The sequence below is a fragment of the Leptolyngbya sp. KIOST-1 genome (genome assembly GCF_000763385.1).
Lineage (GTDB): Bacteria > Cyanobacteriota > Cyanobacteriia > Phormidesmidales > Phormidesmidaceae > Nodosilinea.
The window spans coordinates 1,678,978-1,698,567 of record NZ_JQFA01000004.1 but is presented as its reverse complement, the minus strand read 5'-3'; the positions used below and the strand labels follow the sequence as shown (position 1 = coordinate 1,698,567).

Below are 19,590 nucleotides of genomic sequence, written 5' to 3'. Positions count from 1 at the left end.
GCGTTTATTTGTTAGCGAACGGGAAACCCAAAGGTCAGTTTTGGCGATGAAAATTCTGTTTTTAGAGGCTGACGGCTGGGAGGGCTCTGAATTTAAGCACGCGATCGCCGCCCTGACCGCTCTCGATCACTTTGAGAGTCGTCCGGTTCCTGGTGCTCCCCTGCCCGCCGCCGCCCTCGCTGCCTACGACATTGTTTTTCTTCCCCTCCAGGCCGGAGAAACCCTGGGGGTCACGGCCTGGCGCCCGCGCGATCGCCCCATTCCCTACTGGGTCGTTTTAACCAATGGCCAGGTGCCCGACGGGCCCGGCCCCTGGATGCCCCAAAGCCCCTGGGACTACTTCAGCTCAGACCATCTTTCGCCGCCTCAGCTGACCCTGGTTTTACAACGTATCTTAAACGCCGCCCAGCGGGAAAAGCGGCTTCAGGCCCTGGAATGGGAAAACCAGTGGCTTAAAACTGCCCTCGATTCGGTGCCCTGCTCGGGTTTGAGTCAGCCCAGGCCGGAGGACTGCGGCTTGACCCAGCCCACAACCCACCCAATCGCCAAGCAGGTATCCTTTCAGGCCTCGCTGCTGCACCAGGTCAAAAATGGCGTTGTTGCCACCGATCTAGACGGCAACATTGTCCACTGGAACCGGTACGCCGAGGTCATGTACCAATGGACTGCGGCGGAAACCATCGGCAAAAATATCGTGGAGGTGCTGGTTCCTGGGGAGGACCAAACTCAGGCGCAGGCCATCCTCCAGACGGTGGAGGAGAGGGGCTACTGGGAAGGGGAGTTTGAGGTCTACCGCAAAGACGGCCATCTGCTGCCGATCTACGTTGTCAATTCTCTGCTTCGCGACCCCCAGGGGACTGCAGTTGGGTTTGCCGGGGTCAGCATCGACATCAGCGATCGCCGCCGTTTGGAGGCCGATCGCAACCGCCAGGCCAGTCTGCTGGCGGGCCAGCAGAAAATACTGGAACTGATTGCCCTGGGCAACCCCCTGCCCGAGGTGCTTGACCAGCTGGTGACGTTTCTAGAAGCTCAAACCCAGGGCATGGTGGGCTCGGTGCTGCTGCTGCACGACCAGCAGCTCTGGCACGGCGCGGCTCCCAGTTTGCCTGAAGCCTATCAGCAGGCTGTAAATGGTTTACGGATAGGTCCGCAGGTTGGCTCCTGCGGCACCGCCGCTTACCGCAAAGAACCCGTTGTTGTGGCCGACATTGCCACCGACCCTCTTTGGGAGACCAGCAAGCATCTGCCTCTAGACCACGGCCTAAGAGCCTGCTGGTCCGTGCCGATCGTCTCCCGCACCGGCCAGGTGTTGGGCACCTTCGCCCAGTATTACCGGGAACCCCGCAAACCCAATGCCCAGGACTGGGCGCTGATCGATACCGCCACTAAGCTGGCCGGGCTGGCCATTGAGCAGCAGCGGAGCGACGAAGCCCTGCGGGAAAGCGAAGCGCGCTTTCGGGCCATCTTTGAGCAGGCGACGGTCGGCATCGGCCGAATTTCTTTGGAAGGGCAGTTTTTGCAGGCCAACCAGCAGCTCTGTCGATTCCTGGGGTATACCCAGGAGGAATTGTTAGCTCGCACGGTTCAGGCGGTCACCCATCCCGACGATTTAGACCTCTTTCTCAGGGGAGTCCACCAGCTGCTTCAACAAAAACACTCGACGTTTACCCTCGAAAAACGCTACATCCGCAAAGACAGAGCCGTGGTCTGGGGCAGCCTCAGCGTCACCATCATGCGCGATGGCACCCAGTCAGACCCCTGCTTTATTGCCACCGTCGAAGATATTACCGCCCGCAAGCAGGCTGAGTGGGCTCTGCACGATTTGGTGGAGGGGGCAGCCGCCGTCACCGGCCAGGACTTTTTCCCGGCCCTGGCGGCCTACCTGGCGGCGGCTCTGCAAATCCGCTATGTCATCATCTCTAAACAATTGGGGGAAGCCTTCACCACCTACGCCTTCTGGGCCGATGGCCAAATTCAACCCAATATTTCTGGATCCCTGACCAATAGCCCCTGTGGGGTAGCCATTCGGGAAGGCTTGTTTGCCTGCGCCCAAGACCTCCAGCAGCAGTTTCCCGACCAGGCGTTGCTCAAAGATCTGGGCGCGGAGGCCCACGTCGGAGTCAGACTGACCAACTCAACTGGCGACAGCATCGGTAGCCTGTGCGTTTTGGATGACAAGCCGATCCACAATCTGGGCCGGGCCACAAACATTCTGCGGGTGTTTGCCGCCCGGGTGGCCGCCGAGCTCGATCGCCAGGCCACCACCGATGCCCTTCAGACGCTGAACCAAACCCTGGAAAGCCAGGTTGCCGCCCGCACCGCCGAACTCCAGCAGGCCAACTTTCAGCTGCAGCAATCCCTGGCGGAACGGCAACGGCTGGCCGCCCTGGTGGAACACAGCACGAACTTTATCATTACCGCTAACCTGGACGGCCACATCACCTACCTCAACCGGGCCGGACGGCAGCTGGTGGGCCTCCCCGAAACGGCGGATATCCGTCGCTATGCCCTTGCCGACTTCCATTTCCCCGCCGACTGGCCCTGGTTAGAACAAACCGTGCTGCCGCCCCTGCGCCGGGGTGGCACCTGGCAGGGGGAGGTCAATCTGCGGCATTTTCAGACCGGGGCAGCCATTCCCACCACCCACAATGCCTTTGTCATCACTCACCCCGAGACGGGCGAACCCGTGGCTTTCGGCGGCATTCTGAGCGACATCACCGACCTGAAGCAAAAAGAGGCCCAGCTGGAACAACTCTCCCAGCGCCTGTCCCTGGCGGTGCAGTCGGGGCGGTTTGGCATTTGGGAGTACAACGTCGCCCAAAACCAGCTGATCTGGGACGATCGCATGTGCGAGCTTTACGGCATTGCCGTCGCAGACTTTGGCGGCTCGATAACGGACTGGGAGCAACGGATTCACCCCGAGGACCTGGCCGGGGCCAAGGCCAGGTCTGACCAGGGCGTTCGGGGAGAGCGGCCCTACGACACCGAATTTCGGGTGGTCCACCCCAACGGCGACATTCGCCACCTGAAGGCCTATGGCTTTTACGAACGCACCCCTGAGGGGGAGGTCACCCGGGCCATTGGCGTCAATTTTGACATTACCGATCGCAAACGGGCCGAGGCGGCGCTGCGGGAGAGCGAGGCCCAAATGCGGATGGTGATCGATGCCCTGCCCGACCTGCTGCTGCGCGTCACGACCAGTGGCGACTGCCGGGCTGTGATTTGCTCTCCCCATGTCTCGGGGCAGTTCTTCCCAATTACTCGCCACCTGTCCGAGGTTCTGGCGGAGCCCTTGCTGCGGCGGCAGCTGGCGGCGGTTCGGCAGGCGATCGCCACCCGAGATCTCCAGGTCTACGAGCACCAGCTCGAACGAGAGGGGCGCATTGTCTACGAGGAAGTCCGGATCGGGGCGATCAGTGCCGATGAAGCCCTGGTAGTGGTGCGCAACATTAGCGATCGCAAGCGAACCGAAGCAGCACTGCGCCAGAGTGAGGCTCGCTACCGCCGCCTGATGGACGGTGCCAGTGACGCCATCATCATGGCCAGCCGCGAGGGCATTGTGGTGGATGTCAACCAAAAAGCGCTGGCGCTGCTGGGCTACAGCTACGACGAGCTGCTGGGCATGCACGTCTTCCAGCTGCATCCCCCCGAGTCGCTGGAGCGAGATACCGCTACCTTTACCGATCTCCTGACGCACCGCAATGCTCCGCCCATGCTCACCCAGGTGCTCCGCAAAGATGGCCAGCTGCGGCCCGTAGAGGTCACCGCTGCAATCATCGAAATTAACGGCCAGCCCATGGCCCAGAGCATTTTTCGCGACATCAGCGATCGCCAGCAGGCAGAGCGAGAAATGCAGCGGCTGCGGGAGCGCCTTCAGTTTTTGCTGTCGGCCAGCCCAGCCATCATTTACACCTGTGAGCCTGCCGGGGACTTCTCCTGTACCTACATCAGCGAAAATATCGAGCGAATTTTGGGCTATACCCCAGCGGAATGGCTGGCTGAACCAGACTTTTGGGTTCGCTGCCTGCACCCAGACGATGCTGAGCAGGTCTTGCAGGGGCTAGAGACCCTGTCTAGCTTCGGCACCTACGCCCACGAGTATCGCCTGCGGCACAAGGCTGGCCACTACTACTGGGTCCACGATGAACTCCGACTAATCCGTGACGACCAGGGCAACCCGGTAGAAATAGTGGGATACGTAGCCGATGTGAGCGGGCGTAAACAGGCCGAACTGGCCCTGCAAAAGCTCAACGACGATCTGGAGTGGGTGGTACAGCAGCGCACCACCGAACTCCGCAACCAGGCCACCCTACTGGAGACGATTCTTAACGGTATGGGCGATGGCGTGATGGTGGCCAACCAGGCGGGCGAGATCATGCTCTATAACCCGGCGGGTCGGCAAATCACCCAAATCGAGCAGCCTCCCCCGGTGGAGCCAATGGACTGGCAAACCCACTGGGGCCTCTTTTTGCCCGACAACCAGCCCTGCCCACCCGATCAAGTGCCCCTCTGGCGGGCTGTGCAGGGGGAAGCCTTTGACCGGGTCGAAATTGTTATGCGCCATCAGCACTGCCCCGAGGGGCGCTACCTGGAGGTGTCGGGTCGGCCCCTGCGGGACGCCGCCCAGCGATCGATGGGGGGAGTAGTGGTGTTTCGCGATGTCAGCGATCGCAAACGCAGCGAAGACCAGCTGCGCTACAACAGCCTGCACGACAGCCTCACCGACTTGCCCAACCGCGACCTGTTAACCCAGCAGCTCGACTGCATTCTCCAGCAGGGGCAAACCCCTGGGCAGGCCGAGTTTGCCGTGCTGTATCTCGATCTTGACCACTTCAAAGTGATCAACGACAGCCTCGGCCACGCCGCCGGCGATCAGGTGCTGGTGCAAATAGCTCGCCAGCTCAAAGCCCTGCTCCCCCCGGCAGGACTGGCGGCTCGCCTGGGCGGGGATGAATTTGTCGTGGTGCTGCCCCCCGTAACCGAGGCCCAGTCACCGACGGACTTTGCCCAGCGGGTTTTGCAGGCGTTTCAGCAGCCGTTGACGATTGGTGAGCGGGAAATCTTTGTCAAAACCAGCATCGGCCTGGTAGTGGGGCCTGCCGCCTACCAGACCGCCGCCGAGATTCTCCGCGATGCCGATATCGCCCTGTACCGGGCCAAAGGTCAAGGCAGAAACCAGTACGCCCTGTTCAACGAAGCCATGCATGTCTATGCCCTGGAGCGCCTGCAGCTGGAGCAGGACCTGCGCAACGCCCTGGTCAACGAAGAACTGGTGGTCTACTACCAGCCGATTATCGACATCCAGCGCCACCGCGTCAGTGGGTTCGAAGCCCTGGTGCGCTGGCAACACCCGACTCGGGGCTTTATCTCCCCCGACAAATTTATTCCCCTGGCGGAAGAAACGGGGTTGATTGCCCCCCTCGATCGCTGGGTGCTGCAGACGGCCTGCCGTCAGCTGGTGGCCTGGCAACGGCAGTTTCCCGACCACAGCGACCTGACCATCAGCACCAATCTGGTGGTGACCGATTTGATCTACCCCGATCTGCTGAGTAGCATCGATCGCATTCTGGCCGAAACCGGGCTGGACGGACGGCACCTGGCCTTGGAGATCACCGAAAGTATGCTGATCGAGCAGCTGCAACCCATGGTGCAAGTGCTCGAAAAGCTGCAGAGCCGAGGCATTCGCGTCAGCATCGACGACTTTGGCACCGGCTACTCGTCCCTCAGCTACCTGCACCGGCTGCCGGTCAACGCGTTCAAGATCGATCGCTCCTTTGTCATGCACATGACGCCGGGCGGCAAAAATGCCGAAATTGTCAAGACGATCATCACCCTCAGCAATCGCCTGGGCCTGAAGATCATCGCCGAAGGGGTAGAGACCGAGGCTCAGCTGCAGTACCTCAAGCGACTAAACTGTGATCGCGCCCAGGGCTACCTGTTTGCCCCGCCGCTGCCTGCCGAGGCCGCCGCCGCCTTTTTGACCCAGTTTGCCCAGCCCGAATAAGTTAGACACCAGCGCAACCGCGATCGCAACCCCGCCTGCCCAACAGTAGAAACAGGTTGTTGTCTCGTCCCTGGATGCCTCAATGCAAACGATGAGTCCCTCTGCTTCTCGACCAGGTCTGGGGCTGTGGCGGCGCTGGAGACGGTTTCTCTGGCGGTTCCTGCTCAGCAGCACCTGTCTGCTGCTGCTCTATGGTCCGATCAACCTGGCGATCGCCCACTGGCTGTGGCCCCAGCCCGACGGCATTTTGATCCTGGGCGGACAGCGCGATCGCGAGGGCACCGCCGCCCGCCTGGCCAGCCTGCGCCCCGGTCTGCCGGTCTGGTTGTCCTCCGGCCTCGGTCCAGACCAGGCCTATCCCATCTTTGATGCCCTTGGGGTGAGCCGCGATCGCATCACCCTCGACTACCAGGCGGTCGATACCGTCACCAACTTCACCACCCTGGTGAAAACCTTCCAGCACCAGAATGTCCATCACCTCTACCTGGTCACCTCCGACTACCACATGGCCAGGGCTCGGGCGATTGCCACCATCATCCTGGGCAGTCACCGGATCGCCTTTACCCCCGTGGTCACCCCCTCCACCCGGCCAGCAGAATCCCCCTTCCGCATTGGCCGCGACATGGTGCGCTCCTGGATCTGGCTGGCCACCGGCTGGAGCGGTGCAGCCATCCGCAACGTTTAGGAGGTTTCTGAAAAAGAAAATCCCTGCTCTATCCAGCGGCTACAACCACCCTAGGGTGGGCACTGCCCACCATTAGGGAGAAAGTTTTCCAGAAGTCGCCTTAGCGGCCTCCAGAATGACCGCCCGACCGTTTGCCCTCACCCCTGCCCTTCGCCCCAGGGCGACTAAGTACACCCATCTCGCGAACCGCCGTCGATTTTGGCCGCCCTGGCCCCGAAATCGGGGGGGTCGGACTTCAAAGTCCCCCAGAATTGGGGGATTTGGGGGGCCAAGTCGGGGGAGATAAGGCCAAACCAGACTTGTGTGTACCCAGTAGCATCCCTGGGAGAGCGGTTCCACCGCTTCTCCCCCTACCCGTCGTCGTTACCCCGTAATCATCATGTCTCTTTCCGTTGGCACCATCGACACCTACTCTACCGAGCTTGAACAAGTTGAATATAGCGATCTGGGCACCCAGGACAGCAACGCGCTGACCCTGACAGGCAGCAACCTCTGGCTGGTGGATACCAGCAGCCTCGACGACCAGACCACCGCCGGTTCGGGGCTGGAGGGCTTCACCAGCCTCTACAGCGACGGCGACGGCTACCTGGCCCCCATGGCCAGCACCGATATGGCGTCCACCACCGGGGGCATCACCCTGTACAGCAGCGACCCCAACGCCGACAGCATTCTCTACACCGGCGACCCCTCCCTGCAACTCAGCGACAGCGTTTCCCTACTGGAAATCGAGGGAGAAACCCAAAGCGGCGGCTCCCAGATCGCCAGCGGCGGCGACCTCAGCGCCAGCACCTCAGACAGTGATTTCACCCTGACGAACTCTGATCCCGTCACCGACGCCACCACCTCCGCCGGTTCCCTGGCTCTGCCAGGGGGCGGTGAGACCAATAGCAGCGATGTGACAGGCGACAACACCGCCACCCAAACGGTCTTTGAGACGACCGGTGGTACGAGCAACGATCCATACTCTGCTGCCGAGATCCAAGACGTGCCCTTTGAAATGCACAGCGCCCTGGGCCTGCTGGCGATCGCGGCCATTGTTCTCTTACGCCGCCGCCCCCGACGGCGGCCAACCGTAGTTTTGAATTAACCCAAACCCCAGCTCAGACATGACTCTCAAAACGCTACTCAAGACAGCCATGGTGTCAACGGCATCGCTGCTGTTGGCCACCTCCCCAGCCCAGGCCCTCACCGTCTCGGGCACCTTCACCGATGCCAGTGCCTGGCAAGATGCCCTGACTGGCAGCGGCACCGATTTTTCTCTGCAAAACCGCAGCCTGGCCGGGTTGGACTGTGCCCCCTACAGCAACGGCGGCAACTACGTCACCCTGGGTAATTTTTGCAATACCGGCATCACCAGTCAGTTGAGTATCAACGGCGTGCTGAGCGATCCAGACGCCACCCTGACCCCCACCACCCTGACCAAACACGGCATTGACGGCAGCGGCTATAGCGTCAGCTACGGCAACACCGGCAAGCAGAGTATTGCCGTGCAGTGGACCTTTCCGGAAGCTGTTCAAGGATTATTTCTGGACTTTACCTCCAGTGCGTTTACTAAAAATACGCAGATCGCCATCACCGGCATTGATGGCATTACCCAGGTGGTGGCGGTGCCCAACGGCACGAAAAACTGGGGCTTTGTGACCGACGTGGCGATCGCCACCATCCGGTTTATGGCCACCCAAAACGGCGATGAAAACTTTAGCGTCGCCTCGCTCAGGCTGGCCAGCACTCAAACCACCAGCACCACTGACGTTCCCTCGCCCCTCCTGATTCCCGGTATTTTGGGCCTTGGTGTGGCCGTCTGGCGTCAGCAGAACCGTCGCTCCCCAGGGTCAGCGGAACGGCGTAAAGTCTGGGGGAAATAGCCATGAGGTTGTCCCAACCCAGCGGTGCCCTACCCCAGCCCCAGCGCCTCGTCTACACCCTGGCCCTGATCACTGGCCTGATCTGCCTGGTCGGCGTTAGCTTGGACCTGCTCGCCCTGAGCCTCAGTCCCCTACAGGCTTCCCTCGAATGGCGGATGGGGTACATGCAGCAGGTGGGGGAACGCTGCGTCATTCTGCTGTTTGCAGGCGGGTTGCTGTGCCACGGCTTTCAGCCCAGGCCCAGGGGGCTAAAGCGCTTGGCCTGGGCCTGTTGCGGGCTGGGGCTCTGCCTGAGCCTGAGCAGTTTTTTCTACCTGCGAGACAGCGTTCAGTTTAGCAGCCTGGCGATCGCGAACCTGGCCACCCAAACGCAAAATCTGGAGCAGCGCATTCAAACCTTCGCCCCCCAGCCGAATTCACCCCTGAATTTGAACGTCGATGCGGCCCAAAAAGCGCGCGCGATCGAACGCCTGGGCGAAAGTGCTCAGGCGCTGGAAGCGAGGGCAAAAATCGGCATTCAAAAAACAGCTATCAGAACCTTTTTCAGCCTCTTGCTGGCGGGCTTAGGCCTGGTGGCTTTAGGTCAAATAGCCCTGTACGCGCCCCTGTCGCGATCGCCCCGTTGATGGCTCAAGCCCACTATTCACCGCTTCACCTTATCTTCCATGGCCAACCTCTCAAACCCTCTGCCGAAGCCGTACGATGTGCTCTCCCAGCGTTTGGCGCTTACCATTGGCTGCCTTTGCCTAATTGGATTTCTGATTGACATTCTGGTGATTGGCTTCCCCCCCAACCCCCTGGCGCCCCAGTGGCGGCTCAACTTTCTCCAGCAGGTTGCCGAGCGCAGCCTGCTGCTGCTGATCGGCACTGTGCTGCTGATCTATAGCCAGTTGGAGAACCGCCTCCAGTCCTTGAAAACCCTATCCATAGCCTGTCTGGCGATCGGTCTTTTGCTGGGGTTATCCAGCCTGCTGGTGATTCAAGACACCCTGACCCTGCAGGAGCAGGCGATCGCCACCATCAACACCCAGGCCGCTGAACTCCGCAACCGGATTGAGCAGGGCCAGGAGGACGCCGCCCTGAGCCAGCAAATTTCCCCCGAGGCCTTCTCAGAGGCGCTGCAAACGGTCGATAGTCAAGCCGCATCGCTGATCCAGGAGACCCAGACAGGGGCGATGAAAACCCTCATTTCCTCGGCTGGAAACCTCCTGCTGATGGGTGTCGGATTGCTCAGCATCGGTCGCCTTGGCCTGCTGCAAAGCCTGTCACTCTCCCAAAAACGCCGATTTTCCCTGCGGCAAGTCGGATGATGAGGCCACCCTACCGCGCCGCCCTCGACACCCCCCATGGGGCGATCGTCAGCCTGGGGTTATTCGTGGGGCTCTGCTACTTGCCCAGTTGGGTGCGGTTTCTCCTGTACCAAAATACGGCTAACGGTTCCGGCAGCTTTATTCTCGCCCTCTGCCTGGTGGCGGTGGGGGCGGTGAAGCTCTGGCGTCACTGGCCGCAGCTGGCGGCGACCCAGCCCCTGCTGGCCGATCGCTGGCTGGGCCATCTGCTGATTGTGACGGGCATTGTGTTGTTTCCGTTTTGCCGTTTTTCCCTCTGGCCCCAGGCCCTGCTGTGGCTGCTGATTTTGGCGGGTACGGCGATCAGCTGCTGGGGCATGGCGTTCTTTAGCCAATATCCCGCTATGGCCTGGGCCTTTACCCTCAGCGCCTATCCCAACCCTGGTCATATTATCGGTACGCTGTGGCAAACGCTGCTGCCGGCCCAGGTTTTAGAAACCCCCATGGCCGCGGTGTCCGCCACGGTTTTGCAGTGGCTGGGGCACCCCGTAGTGGCGTCGGGTTCAGCCATGCGCTTCCCCGACCACACGGTTAACGTTAGCTGGGGCTGTAGCGGTTTCGATATCGCCCTGGCCATGATAGGGGCCAGTCTCGGGCTGGGCCTATACCTGAACTTCCCCTGGCCCAAAATTGTCCAGTTGAGCGGCCTGGGCGTTGCTCTGGCGTTGCTTTTCAATATTCCTCGGCTGGTGCTGATGGCCCTGGCAGCGGTCTACTGGGGCACAGACGCGTTTGAATTTTGGCACGGTTCCATCGGCGGACAACTCTTCGTCGGCGCTCTGTTTATGAGCTACTACTGCTGTGTGCTGAGCCTCTTTCCCAAAGCTGTTGCGATCGCCTCCCCCTGCCAGCCGCAAACTCAAACAAACGCAGACTCAAACGCAGACCCCGCCTCAGTAGTCTCAAGATCAGCAGCTAACCTCTCCGATAGCTCAGGCTTTTCCTATTCCTTCTCAGCGGTCTTAACCATGCTCAAGCTCTTGCGCCGTAATCCTGGAGTTGCTCCAGACGCCAATGCCGACCATCGCCCCATTCGGCTGTCGATTGTGACCCAGTTCTTTCCCCCCGACTTCGCCGCCACCGGGCAGTATATGGACGAACTGGCCACCCACCTGGGGCAGCAGGGGTTTGAGGTCCAGGTGTTCACCGGGCAACCCAGCTACGCCTTTGAGGTGGCCGAAGCCCCCGCCACCGAAGCAAAAGGCCCGGTTCACATCACCCGCTCCAACTTTCTGCGCAACCGCTCCCGCCGCATGGCGGGGCGCACCCTCAGCAGCCTGGCCTTTTGTCTGCACACCGCCTGGCACCTGCGGCAGCCGCGCCATCGGGGCGATATTACCCTATTCGTCAGCGAACCGCCCTACGTCCAGGTGGTCGGCTTTTTGCTCAGCCTGCTGTGGGGTAGCGCCTACATCTCCCTGGTCTACGACCTGTACCCCGATGTGGTGACCGGGTTGGGCATGCTGCCCCCGCACCACTGGGTTGTGCGCCTGTGGGATGCCATTAACCGCCGGGTGTGGCAGCGGGCCGAGGCGATCATCGTGCCCTGCGAAACCATGAAAGCCCGCATTGTGGCCAAGCACCCGCACCTGGCCGACCACATCACCGTCATCCACAACTGGTCCGATCCAGAGTCCATCAAGCCTCTGGCCAAGGCCGACAACCCCTTTGCCCAGGAACAGGGGATTCAGGACCGGTTTACCATCCTCTACTCCGGCAATATGGGCCGCTGCCACGACATGGAGACGATCATCGGCGCGGCCCAGGCCCTGGCCGACGAGCCGGTTCAGTTCTTGTTCATTGGCGGGGGGCCAAAGCGGAAGGCCACCCAGCAGCAGGTGGAGAGCCTGGGCCTGACCAACTGCCGCTTTTTGCCCTACCAGGACAAAGCTCTGCTGCCCCAGTCGCTCACCGCCTGCGACCTGCACTTGATCAGCATCGACACCGACATGGAAGGGCTGGTGGCCCCCAGCAAGTTTTACTCGGCCCTGTCCTCGGGCAAACCCGTAGCCGTCATCTGCGAACGCCACTCCTACCTGCGGGGGTTGGTGTCCCAGGCCAATAGCGGAGCCGCCTTTATCAACGGCGACAGCCAGGGATTGGCCAGCTTCATTCGCTACCTGATGAAGGACGGAGAAACAACCCAGCAGCTGGGCTTCTCCGGGCACCGATTTATTCGAGAAAACTTCACGGTGCAGGCCATTAGCCGCCAGTACTACCGGCTGATTCAGCGGGCCGTGGTCAAAAACGTTGACCTCTACCGGGCGTTGGACAACAACGAATTTGAGCTCTACTACCAGCCCATTGTCAACCTGGGCAATGGCCGCATCGATACCGTTGAAGCCCTGGTGCGGTGGCACCATCCCCAGCGGGGCCTGCTGGAACCGAGCGAGTTTATCCATGCGGCGAAGGACACCGACTTGATCATCCCCTTGGGCTGGTGGGTGCTGGATCAGGCCTGCCGCCAGCTTTCGGAATGGCGTTCACAATTTCCCGAAAAGCGCTGCCGCGTCAGTGTTAACCTGGGCACCCAGCAATTTCTCCATCCCGAACTGATCTCCCGCCTGGACCAGGCGCTGATGGCCCACAACCTGCGGGGAGACGACCTGGTGCTGGAAATCAAAGACCACACCATCATGGTTGATACCGCCGCCACCACCGGGCTGTGGATGCAGCTCCAGGCGCGGGGGGTTCGGGTCTGTATCGACGATATCGGCAGCAACTACACGTCCCTCAGTTTTCTGCATCGGTTTCCGGTCAGCAGCCTCAAAATTGAGGCTAAAACCATCAATCGCTTAGATATTGACACCAAGCTGGCGGAGTGGCTCAAGAGCTTGATTGTCATAGCCTCCGACCTCCAGATCACCCTGGTTGCCATGGGCATAGAAACCGCCTTTCAGCACCGCCGCACCCGTGAAATGGGCATTGCCTACGGGCAGGGCTATGGCTTTTCAAGGCCCGAGCCGGCTGCGAGCATCACCCGGTTTCTAGCGCACCACAACCCCTTTTCCTTTTTGCTCGAGCCTGTGCCAACCACCCCTGCCCTGCCCCACGCGGTCGATTCTCCCCTGGTGCTGGTGGTCGATGACGATCGATCGCTCCGCAAATTGCTGACCATGGCCATCAAACAGTCGGGCTATCGCACCATCGAAGCGGCCAACGGCCGAGAAGCGCTGGAGCTTTACCAACGGGAGTCCCCCGATCTGGTGTTGCTCGATGCCATGATGCCGGAGATGAATGGCTTTGCCTGCTGTCGCCAAATTCGGCTGTTGCAGGTGGCCCAGGTTGTATCCGCTGAGGGCCCGGTTCCCCCCGCCCTGTCAGCCCCCGCCGGGGACTTTCCGATCCTGATGATTACCGCCCTTGATGACGACAGTTCGGTTGAGCGCGCCTTTGATGCCGGAGCTACGGACTACATTACCAAACCCATCAACTGGTCGATTCTGAAACAGCGCCTCAAGCGCCTGCTCAACCCTGCTGCGGGAGTCTCGGATCCGACGCCTGAGGAGGCGACCCTGGCGGCCGGTGACCTTGACAAGTGTTTATAAATGTTCCGTAACGAGAGAGCCCCACAGGCAGATCGCGTAACCCACCAGCGATCGCAATGGGGCGAGCGAGTGAAGGAGCATTTATAACCGGCGCGCCAAAAAAGCCCCCCTGGGAATCCCAGGGGGCTGTGGTCCATCGGCTATGGAACGGCCTACAGGTTGGCCAGCAGCTCTCTGTAGAGGTCCTTCACGACCCGAGAGATTACCTTAGACACCGCTTTGTTATGGGGCATTGGGGGCAGGGCCTGGTACATATCTCGGTGCTTTTTGAGGTACTTGGGGGCCTGGCCTGGGGCATTGCCCCTCAGAACCACCTGAGAGCGGACGTGCAGGAATAGTGAGACGCGGGCGTACTTTGGACCCGCGGCCTTTTCGGTCTGAAGCTGGCCAGATTGGTAGGTTTTGGTGCCATTGCCCAGACTGAGGCGGAAGGCCCCTAGCGATTTGTTTCGCCGGTGGAGATGATCGCCCCTGGTGGAGGGCACCCGGAGCTTGATAGGGCGGCCGTCAGGCCCCATAAACTGCTGGAAGGGGTAGACCCGGCTCAGGACCGCTGCGCGGGTCAGAGGGCCAAACCCAAAACTGTCGAAGACAGAATGATAGGGGGCAAACTCCGGGGCGGCCGCCAGGGCCTGCACCCGCTCCTCCATGGCAAACTGCTTGCGCTCCAATTCGCAGATTTGGGCGGCCAGGGTTCGAGCCAACTCCGACAGCCCACACCCGATCGTCTCATCTAGCGACCGCTGGCGGCTGGCGGCCTGGGTGTACTGTTCTCCGGCAATGAAGCGCCATAGGCCCGGGGGGGATGGCTCCATAAACTCTCTGACCTGGCGGGGCTTGCCACCGCCGCGACTCCGGCACACCTCCGGCCATTCGCGGGCCAGCAGCTGCCACAGGCGGCGCTGGTGGTTCCCCGCCATTCGAGACAGAAAGGTGTGCTGCAGCAGGGCCTCTCTCAAGTCTTCGGCGTAGTCGCTAAGAAAGGCGGCGGGGTTGTCGAGATTTTCAGCGCCATAGAGGGCTAGAAAAGCGCCGTCGTAGCGGTCTGTCTTCGACATCAGTCCGTGGTATTCCTTCAAGGCTTTAACCCGCTTGGGGTTGACCCTGAGTACCCGCCGTTCATTGGCCTTGAGCAGGTCAATCCAGATTTTTGAGTAGTCGCCGGTGGGCTCGATGACAAACACGTCGCCCAGCTCCAATAGGGTTTGAACACCACTGATGTTAGGGAGCAGGGTTTGTGGGGTGTAGCTACGGGCAAATTGGCCGTAGTCTCGGGGGAGGTTTTCGACCTCTAGACAACAGCAAACGATGGAGGTTTTAGCTACCTCCACTCCGACTATTTTGGTAGACATGGGAAATCAGCTCAATCGTTGTTCCAAAAGCTCCAGGCCGAAGAATCGGCGCTGTTTAGCACGTCATTCTTAGATTCGCTGTCCCGTACAGAGGGCCGTTTAGCAACGTTAAATGAGCGTGGGGCTAAGGGCCGTTTAGCAACGTTCCGTAGCCGAAAAACAGCAACATTTATAAAACTCCGGCCCAGAGGCGGTCTAGAGAATAGAGGGATTGCGGCCCCCCTACCCATGCAAGCTATCCCGCGACGGCCACGGCGGGCCGTTTCGTCCTTCAGGACTCATCAGGCGGGAAAAATGGGCTCAATCTTGGCCTTGGCCAGGGCGTCTTGCCACTGCTGGAAGGCGGCCTGGGGGTCAGGGGTCTGCTGCATGAGCATGGCCAGGGCCTGGCCGATCGCTTCGAGGTCGCAGTTCTCCGCCAGGTCGAGGGAGATATTTAGCGATCGCTCCGGTCGGGAGCGCTGACCAAAATACTCATCGGCTTGCTCGTTGGTGAGGTCAAACTCGGGTTGATAGCCCTGGGCTACCAGGACAATCACTTCAGGCATTTCAGTGACGGTGGCGATCGCGGTGGAGAGGTTGGCGATCATGTCCCTGACGAGCTCAGTGCTGAGGCCTTTGTTCTCAGGGTGGCGAAGGGCGAGCTGTAGATTGGCAATGAGCATGAAGGCGCGGGCTGGGGTGGTGTAGAACTCAATCGGCTGCTCAGAGTGAACAAGGCGATCGATGATTTCTTTGGGTGTCATAGGTTTACGTCCTCAGTAGTGTGGGAGTCGACCTGGGCGGCGATCGCCTGGTAGTCGGCCAGGGCCTGGGCAGCGATCGCGGCGATTCCCTCCGGTGGAGTATCGCGGTAGCGGTTGAAACCCTGGCGACGAGCTTCGGCAATCAGCTCGTCTCGGCTCAACTCAGCCCAGGGGCCCAGGTCCTGAACTTCATCGGCCAGCCACTCAACCGCCAGCAGGTGGGCGGCGATACAGTCGAGAACTTCGGTGGGGATGCCGTTAATAGTGCTCATGAAGCTCCTCATAGTCGGGGTCAGCAGCGGTGGGGATGTCGTCGGGGGAAGGGGGAAGCCAGGCGGGCCATGGGGGCAGCACGGTGGTAGACGGTGAAGCACCAGTCACGCGGCCAGTCCCACGTTCTGGGAACTCGACATAGGTAACGACCGGGGGCGCCGGGTGGTGCAGCTCGGCCCGCAGCTGCGCCACCCGGGCCAGCGTGCCGGTGATGAGGTCGCGCAGCTGGTCACCGGGGGTATTGATCACGGTGTCGATCGCGCTTTTGGCCCAGCGCTCGAAGGTATCGGCGTGGTCCTGGGGGTAGGGATGGAACAGGGCGGCTTCATTGGCGGCCAGCTGCAGGGCGATGTAGAGAACGGCGATCGCGTCCAGCAGCCGGGGCGTGTCGTTCTCAAATTCCGCCGGGTCGAGCACCAGGCGAATAGACTCGGCGGTGGCGTGGAGGCAGTCGGAGAGGTCTTTGGGGCTCTCATACAGGCCGTTGTTGAGGCAGTTGAGGGTGTCGAGCAGTTCGCGGATAGCGTCAGCGCTCCAGGGGGGGAGGATGTAGGGTCGTCCTGCGGTCATAGAGGGTTTCCTTTTGGGTTAGGTTGGGGGTGGCCCCCCGAGGGGGGCCGTGAGCACGGGTTCTGTGGTTCTGTGTTCTCTGTTAGCAGGGCGGGGGGAGTTGTGTAGGCTGGTATCCCATGCTCCCCTGGCTCGGCCTATAGGCGGGCTGTACGTCGGCGGCATTTCGCCAAGCGCATCTCACCAAACTTTTACCTATCCGGTGGGGTGGTTGCCCTGGCCCCGGGTCCGTGGCCCTTGCCGGTGGGAGTCAGTAGTCGTTTTCTCTCACCTCGAATTGGTCGCCGGCGTCGGGGTTGGTGGTGGCCAGCTGGCGGATTAGGGCCGCGGCGTGAGACTTGTAGGCAAAGGTGGCCACCGGGGAGAGCACGCGGGTGCGCGGGTCGCGGTGGACCACTAGCCAGGGGAATCGGGGTACCCTCAGGGTGTCTTGCACTCTCGTGGATGGCTCCGCTACGGCGGGGCTTTTTTGTTGGGTGGGCATGGGCTATTCCTCGGGTTTTGTTCGACGTGTTTGGACATCGCCAGTGGCCAGGGCGATTAACTCGTCAAGTCGTTCTACAAAATCAAACTCTTCTACGCAGGGAGCGTCATCTAGAGGCGCTGGTGACATGCCACCAAGAAGCAGAGCCTTTAGGGCATGCACTTCCCTAAGAGTTAAATCGAGCGAGTACAGCGGGATGGGGTATTCCTCTTTTTCCATTTCCATAGAGGGAACGGGGGCGATCGCCCCCGGCGAAACTCTGATTGTCAGGGGTGGCCAGGGCGGGAGTCGAACCCGCCACCGCCATGCGGCGGGCTGCCGAGACTGGCCAGGTAAGCCGGGGGTGAGTTAGCCCCGGCGTGAGATCCGACGTTTGATGCTTCACACGGGCTATTGTATATCCAATAATTCAAGATGTATAGTCAATATGTGAGGAGAATCAGCATCTTGATTTGCCTTTTATTGGCTATACAATGGAGCTTAGTTAAGTCATGGCCTACGACAATGCCCAAAGCGAAGCACTCCAAGTGGGGGGAGATGAAAACCGATCGCCTACCTCCACAACGCATGACCCCTACGGGATTGGAGAAGTTGAAGGCGAATGCAGCTCAGCAGGGGCTATCTGTGGCGGATTACCTGGAAGTGATAGCCCGCTCGAATCATCAGTTGTCGGGGGAATCATCGCCCGGCTGATTCAAGACGCTAGGGAGCGGCTGGGCGAAATGGAGGAATGCGTTATTTGGTATAGGCGAGAGGTCGCCAAAGCCCAGAAGCGCCTTGACGAACTCGAAGACCTAGCTAAACAGTTATCAGGTGAAAACCTGCCCGAGGAATAGGCAAACAGAAGCCCCAGGGGTGCGATCGCACCCCTGGGGCTTCGTTGTATTCATGTATGCAGGGTTGCTCAGTAGAGGTGAACCTCATTGAGGGTGTAGATAGCCCCTCGGTACTCCCTCAAGCTCTTGCGCCGTAATCCTGGAGTTGCTCCAGACGCCAATGCCGACCATCGCCCCATTCGGCTGTCGATTGTGACCCAGTTCTTTCCCCCCGACTTCGCCGCCACCGGGCAGTATATGGACGAACTGGCCACCCACCTGGGGCAGCAGGGGTTTGAGGTCCAGGTGTTCACCGGGCAACCCAGCTACGCCTTTGAGGTGGCCGAAGCCCCCGCCACCGAAGCAAAAGGCCCGGTTCACATCACCCGCTCCAACTTTCTGCGCAACCGCTCCCGCCGCATGGCGGGGCGCACCCTCAGCAGCCTGGCCTTTTGTCTGCACACCGCCTGGCACCTGCGGCAGCCGCGCCATCGGGGCGATATTACCCTATTCGTCAGCGAACCGCCCTACGTCCAGGTGGTCGGCTTTTTGCTCAGCCTGCTGTGGGGTAGCGCCTACATCTCCCTGGTCTACGACCTGTACCCCGATGTGGTGACCGGGCCTCGGCCACGCCGCCGGCGATCAGGTGCTGGTGCAAATAGCTCGCCAGCTCAAAGCCCTGCTCCCCCCGGCAGGACTGGCGGCTCGCCTGGGCGGGGATGAATTTGTCGTGGTGCTGCCCCCCGTAACCGAGGCCCAGTCACCGACGGACTTTGCCCAGCGGGTTTTGCAGGCGTTTCAGCAGCCGTTGACGATTGGTGAGCGGGAAATCTTTGTCAAAACCAGCATCGGCCTGGTAGTGGGGCCTGCCGCCTACCAGACCGCCGCCGAGATTCTCCGCGATGCCGATATCGCCCTGTACCGGGCCAAAGGTCAAGGCAGAAACCAGTACGCCCTGTTCAACGAAGCCATGCATGTCTATGCCCTGGAGCGCCTGCAGCTGGAGCAGGACCTGCGCAACGCCCTGGTCAACGAAGAACTGGTGGTCTACTACCAGCCGATTATCGACATCCAGCGCCACCGCGTCAGTGGGTTCGAAGCCCTGGTGCGCTGGCAACACCCGACTCGGGGCTTTATCTCCCCCGACAAATTTATTCCCCTGGCGGAAGAAACGGGGTTGATTGCCCCCCTCGATCGCTGGGTGCTGCAGACGGCCTGCCGTCAGCTGGTGGCCTGGCAACGGCAGTTTCCCGACCACAGCGACCTGACCATCAGCACCAATCTGGTCCGTACAGGCAAACTCCACGTTGACCGTGCCGGTGGGCAGTTGAATGAGGCTGTCTGTCTGCACCACCTCAAACCCCAGGTAGTGGAGGCCAAAGGCCGCGATCGCCGCCGTCGTCACCCGCAGGGGCAAGTCCACAACCGTCTCCAGCAGCAGCGGCAGAGCCCGGGGCGGCACCGACATCGCCAGCACCAGCGCCCAGACTGGCCCTTGGCCCTGCCACCGCCGCCCCAGCAGGCACCAACTGGCCCAGGTCAGGATGGGAAACAGCCGCACCACCGCCCTCGCGATCGCCGGGTCTGAACCCAGCAGGGGCCAGGCCACCAGGCCAACCAGCCCGATCGCGACGACCCCCAGCCACTGAGGCGATCGCCCCAGCCGGTCAACCCCCTGCTGGCGCACCTGGGCCGCGATCGCCGCCCAGAACAGCAGGCTCAGCACCGCCTGATCCAGGTTCCCTGTCACCGCCACAATCAAAGCCAAATGCAGACCCATCAGCCCCAGGCCCATCGGCCAGAGGGGGCGAGAGCCTGCCAACGAACTCGAAACCGAAAACCAGGGCAGGAGGGACTTGAGCATGCCAGCACGCCAGATAGGCAACAACAGAAAATAGT

15 protein-coding genes and 2 pseudogenes are annotated in these 19,590 nt (G+C 61.0%); 10 read left to right on the top strand and 7 right to left on the bottom strand.

Features of this window, described 5'->3' with window-relative positions:
- Positions 1–46: 46 nt before the first annotated feature.
- The 7 genes from NF78_RS28575 (at position 47) to crtC (ending at position 13,451) form a co-directional block, all read left to right on the top strand.
- Positions 47–6,004: a PAS domain S-box protein gene (locus NF78_RS28575; protein ID WP_052050910.1), complete on the top strand. Its 5,958-nt coding sequence runs from the start codon at positions 47–49 to the stop codon at positions 6,002–6,004.
- A gap of 82 nt (positions 6,005–6,086) precedes the next feature.
- Positions 6,087–6,689, top strand: coding sequence for a YdcF family protein (locus NF78_RS24555; protein ID WP_081972903.1), 603 nt, complete (start codon positions 6,087–6,089; stop codon positions 6,687–6,689).
- A 379-nt stretch (positions 6,690–7,068) separates the two neighbouring features.
- Positions 7,069–7,776, top strand: coding sequence for a hypothetical protein (locus tag NF78_RS24550; protein WP_035992555.1), 708 nt, complete (start codon positions 7,069–7,071; stop codon positions 7,774–7,776).
- Positions 7,777–7,825: 49 nt separating this feature from the next.
- A complete protein-coding gene (locus tag NF78_RS24545; RefSeq protein ID WP_197064956.1) occupies positions 7,826–8,554 on the top strand; it encodes a hypothetical protein in 729 nt (242 codons plus the stop codon).
- 2 nt (positions 8,555–8,556) lie between these two features.
- Positions 8,557–9,180, top strand: coding sequence for a hypothetical protein (locus NF78_RS24540; protein ID WP_035992551.1), 624 nt, complete (start codon positions 8,557–8,559; stop codon positions 9,178–9,180).
- A gap of 39 nt (positions 9,181–9,219) precedes the next feature.
- Positions 9,220–9,864, top strand: a complete 645-nt coding sequence (locus tag NF78_RS24535) for an HpsJ family protein (protein WP_035992550.1) — start codon at positions 9,220–9,222, stop codon at positions 9,862–9,864.
- Positions 9,861–13,451, top strand: a complete 3,591-nt coding sequence (gene crtC / locus NF78_RS30030) for a cyanoexosortase C (RefSeq protein WP_081972901.1) — start codon at positions 9,861–9,863, stop codon at positions 13,449–13,451. The genes NF78_RS24535 and crtC overlap by 4 nt, the downstream gene beginning before the upstream one ends.
- A 152-nt stretch (positions 13,452–13,603) precedes the next feature.
- Here the strand turns inward: crtC and NF78_RS24525 are convergent, their stop codons facing one another.
- From NF78_RS24525 to NF78_RS24505, 6 genes are all read right to left on the bottom strand, one after another.
- The gene (locus NF78_RS24525; protein ID WP_081972899.1) at positions 13,604–14,803 is read right to left on the bottom strand and encodes an IS110 family transposase; all 1,200 of its coding nucleotides are present in this window, start codon (positions 14,801–14,803) and stop codon (positions 13,604–13,606) included.
- Positions 14,804–15,084: 281 nt separating this feature from the next.
- The gene (locus NF78_RS24520) at positions 15,085–15,549 is read right to left on the bottom strand and encodes a hypothetical protein (protein ID WP_035992546.1); all 465 of its coding nucleotides are present in this window, start codon (positions 15,547–15,549) and stop codon (positions 15,085–15,087) included.
- On the bottom strand, positions 15,546–15,821 hold the full coding sequence (locus tag NF78_RS24515) for a hypothetical protein (RefSeq protein WP_035992544.1): 276 nt from the start codon (positions 15,819–15,821) through the stop codon (positions 15,546–15,548). Before NF78_RS24515 ends, NF78_RS24520 begins: the two co-directional genes overlap by 4 nt.
- Complete coding sequence (locus tag NF78_RS24510) at positions 15,808–16,392, bottom strand: hypothetical protein (protein ID WP_035992542.1); 585 nt, start codon at positions 16,390–16,392, stop codon at positions 15,808–15,810. The genes NF78_RS24515 and NF78_RS24510 overlap by 14 nt, the downstream gene beginning before the upstream one ends.
- A gap of 250 nt (positions 16,393–16,642) precedes the next feature.
- Positions 16,643–16,876 (bottom strand): hypothetical protein, encoded by a 234-nt coding sequence (locus NF78_RS31545; RefSeq protein ID WP_156119959.1) that lies wholly within the window; start codon positions 16,874–16,876, stop codon positions 16,643–16,645.
- Positions 16,877–16,879: 3 nt separating this feature from the next.
- Complete coding sequence (locus tag NF78_RS24505; protein WP_035992540.1) at positions 16,880–17,101, bottom strand: hypothetical protein; 222 nt, start codon at positions 17,099–17,101, stop codon at positions 16,880–16,882.
- Positions 17,102–17,367: 266 nt separating this feature from the next.
- Between NF78_RS24505 and NF78_RS24500 the strand changes: the two genes are divergently transcribed.
- The 3 genes and pseudogenes from NF78_RS24500 to NF78_RS33590 all read left to right on the top strand — a co-directional run.
- Positions 17,368–17,712: a hypothetical protein gene (locus NF78_RS24500; protein ID WP_035992539.1), complete on the top strand. Its 345-nt coding sequence runs from the start codon at positions 17,368–17,370 to the stop codon at positions 17,710–17,712.
- Between the two features lie 126 nt (positions 17,713–17,838).
- Positions 17,839–18,414, top strand: coding sequence for a hypothetical protein (locus tag NF78_RS24495; RefSeq protein ID WP_052050909.1), 576 nt, complete (start codon positions 17,839–17,841; stop codon positions 18,412–18,414).
- Positions 18,338–18,997: pseudogene (locus tag NF78_RS33590) on the top strand (EAL domain-containing protein); the annotation flags it as partial. The gene NF78_RS24495 and the pseudogene NF78_RS33590, both read left to right, overlap by 77 nt.
- Here the strand turns inward: NF78_RS33590 and NF78_RS33585 are convergent.
- Positions 18,995–19,471: pseudogene (locus NF78_RS33585) on the bottom strand (archaeosortase/exosortase family protein); the annotation flags it as partial. The pseudogenes NF78_RS33590 and NF78_RS33585 overlap by 3 nt on opposite strands.
- Positions 19,472–19,590: the final 119 nt, after the last annotated feature.